The organism is Gordonia sp. HS-NH1 (assembly GCF_001418765.1).
In the GTDB taxonomy this organism is placed as follows: Bacteria; Actinomycetota; Actinomycetes; order Mycobacteriales; family Mycobacteriaceae; genus Gordonia.
Genome location: NZ_LIYC01000087.1, coordinates 1 through 2,966, shown reverse-complemented (window position 1 = coordinate 2,966; position 2,966 = coordinate 1). Strand labels below are relative to the sequence as shown.

Sequence of the window (2,966 nt, the reverse complement as noted above, 5' to 3'; positions counted from 1 at the left end):
CCACCCTATGGGGCACTACTCTGCTGAGATGTCGTTCGACGACACCCGCGACATGTCGTGCGTAGACGTGCGGCTCGGATGCCGGCGAGATATCGGCGAACTCTGGCACAAGGCCCGTTGAAGCCAAGCGATTCGTTAAGCGCTCCGTCAGAACGGATTCGTAGATTCCGGGAGACAGGTCATCGGACACAGATGGAGTAGATCACGTAATCCGGACATCCTGGGCGAGACATCGGCGATCCGCGTCCCCGGCCCGGGCTTGTTACCCACGAATCCGCGACCGCTCGTCGCGGCCGTAGACCCGCCCTGCCACGGCCCATCTGCGTACGACCGAATCCGTCCGCGCAGACGATGGTGCCGCCTAGTCCGAGAAGGCGACCGTGGGGCGTAAGCGACATCCGCCGTCCGTTATGTCGGCAGTACTCCCGTAGCGCACTCACGTGCCGGTTTGCTGTCGCTGTTCAATCGGCGAAGAAGCCCTGACCTCATTGTCAGACTCAGTGATACGTCGGCGCCGCATCTTCAACCAATTACCTTCGACTGAAGGCCTTCAGCGCAACGAGCAGTCAGGCTCTGCCCGAAGCCGTCTTGAGTCGGATGTTGTTGTGAACCTACGAATCCGGAGTCACATGCGACTGCTTGGAGCTAGTCCTCAACATCTGTGCAGATTCTAGCGCGCAGTTCCCGAAGTCCTTTTCGATAGGGAGATCCAGTCGCGTGGACATCATTCAGCGGAGGAAGGAGTTCCGCGATCACCGCCGCCTCCACCGGTCCGGGTCTGTTGGTCGCGAGCCAGGAGACCGACAGGTGCTCCCGCATCCAATCGGTGAGGGCTCGCTCGCCGAGGGGAGCAAGGGTGAACTTTCCGGGGGCTTGTAAGCGCTCGACGTGCGGCCGGAGTTTGAGGTCGTCGACAAGCAGAGCGGTGAGACTGCGCCGGAGTGCTGACCGGCGTGTTGAGCTCAGATGGTTTTTGGCAATCCGCTTGCCCACAGTCTGGGATGCGGCCAAACCTACATACAGTGGGATGGTGATCGACGTTGGCGTGAAGTCAGGTGGCCAGGGTAGGTACTCAGAGCCCCACCACGCGTACACGCCGGTGCCGGCAGCTTCGGAAGCCGTTACATCGGGCGTGCGTCGGGGTCCGGTCAGCAGTTGCGACCAGGACATCTCGAGCGCCTCGTCCCGATTACTGGCCCGCCGGCGCCCACCGTCGTCTGTCATTGCCAACGCCGCCCTTGCGGCGTGTGCCGGCAAGTGGCGACGCTGTCGGTCTGAAGTCGGTGGGCCCGGTCGCCCAACTTGGCGCATGGTGTTCCAAGTTGGACGCTCGGCGCGCGCGTCAGTGCCTTACTCGTCCTGGAGGCAGTCAGTCCTGAGCAGTAGAGCTGCCCGTCGGCTGAGTCTTTGCCTAGCTCGTGTTCATAGCTGGGACCGCCGTCGCGGTGCACCGACGATGGCAACGCCTCCGCGATTCCAGGGCTATGTGCACAGAACACTGCGGCCGTCGCAACTCCGATGCCAACAAATCGCATGAGGACCATCTCCCGGTAGACGTGTCTGTAGGCTTCGGCACCCACGTCCATCGCTGGTCCGGAGCGTGTACGGGTCCGCTCGGACATTATGACGCGGCATGGAGGGCGAGCGGAGCTCAATCGACAGAGGACTGCCGAACCAGCGAGCTCTGTGGCCGCACGGAGTCCGCTAGCGTCTTTGCGGTTGCTGTTCGCCCGCCGTGTCACCCACCAACCCCGATCGGCGAGTGGAAGATCGCCGCGTCCCGGCTGACCGAGCGCTGGCGGATGCGGCAGCAACTATCGTCGGAACGTCGAGATCACCGAGGGGACGTTCGTCGGGGAGGATTGAACAAACCGAACCCGCCGGAGATACCGTGGTCGTGCTGCTCGCGTCGACAGTAGCGTTCCCACGCAACCGATTACGCGACTCGCAGGACCGCCACGAGGAACTCCGACTTGTCTGTGAACGGCCGGACGTCCCACGATTCGAGCAAGAGGTCCTGAGCGAAGCCGGCTGTGGCTGCGTTCTGGAGGAACTCGTCGAACGAGTAGTCCCGACCAGCGCCGAACCCGACGACAGCACGGCCGTCGTCACTAAGATGCGCGCGCAGTCGCTCGAGGACGGTCACTCGGGTGCTCGGCGCGAGGAACGCCATCACGTTGCCGGCGGAGACGATGAGGTCGAACGGCTCGTAGATGCCGCGGGCCGGGAGGTCGAGTTCGGCGAGGTCGTTCACCAGCCAGCGTGGGCCTGGGTGGTCTTCTTCGGCGGCTTGGATGAGGACCGGGTCGACGTCGACGCCGACGACGTCGTGTCCCACCTCGGCGAGGTACCCGCCCACGCGCCCCGGGCCGCATCCGGCGTCAAGGATGCGGGACCCGCGCGCCGACATCGTGTCGATGAGCCGAGCCTCGCCGACCAGGTCGTTGCCCTCGCGTGCCAGGGTGCGGAAGCGTTCGACGTACCAGCTTGAGTGGTTGGGATCCTCGGCGGACTTCTGCATCCAGATGCTCTGTTCGACCATGCCCGCATTCTGCCAAACGTCCCTGGAAGCATCGATTCGCCAGCGGGCAGCGGATGACCGGCTCGCGCTGCTACTTCACCCCGACGCCGAAACCTGCCGGAAATAGGCGGTTGAGCGAGGAAGCCATAGGAGACTCAGTACGGCTACTTCGATCACCAGCAGCAGCACGTCGAGCGTGCCGGTTATCGACTTGTCATAGGTTGCGACGGACACTAACCCGGAGACGATGCCTGCCGCGCCGATGACCGTAGCCGTCACACGTGCCCAGCGGAAACCGCCCAGGTTGGCGTACGCAAGCAGTAGCCAGAGTCCGGCAAGAGCGAGGCAGGACGCGACGATCAAACCGGTCGCGACGTTGGTCCCGGTCTCGCTCGCGACATCTAGTGCGTCAGAGCTCCGATAAGTGTCAACGGCCAGTTTGATG

The 2,966-nt window shown here is 63.6% G+C and carries 3 protein-coding genes; all 3 read right to left on the bottom strand.

Annotated elements, in window-relative coordinates:
* Positions 1 to 645 precede the first annotated feature (645 nt).
* On the bottom strand, positions 646 to 1,170 hold the full coding sequence (locus AMD30_RS25850; RefSeq protein WP_442902741.1) for a GIY-YIG nuclease family protein: 525 nt from the start codon (positions 1,168 to 1,170) through the stop codon (positions 646 to 648).
* 766 nt (positions 1,171 to 1,936) lie between these two features.
* Positions 1,937 to 2,542, bottom strand: a complete 606-nt coding sequence (locus tag AMD30_RS24085; protein ID WP_055477350.1) for a class I SAM-dependent methyltransferase — start codon at positions 2,540 to 2,542, stop codon at positions 1,937 to 1,939.
* 75 nt (positions 2,543 to 2,617) lie between these two features.
* Positions 2,618 to 2,966 (bottom strand): hypothetical protein (locus AMD30_RS25330; protein WP_197282846.1); only part of this gene is annotated, 349 nt, incomplete at its 5' end.

Excerpts from the sequence above, each read along its gene's own strand:
- AMD30_RS25850 (WP_442902741.1), bottom strand. The coding sequence starts at position 1,170 with ATGTCCTGGTCGCAACTGCTGACCGGACCCCGACGCACGCCCGATGTA.
- AMD30_RS24085 (WP_055477350.1), bottom strand. The coding sequence starts at position 2,542 with ATGGTCGAACAGAGCATCTGGATGCAGAAGTCCGCCGAGGATCCCAAC.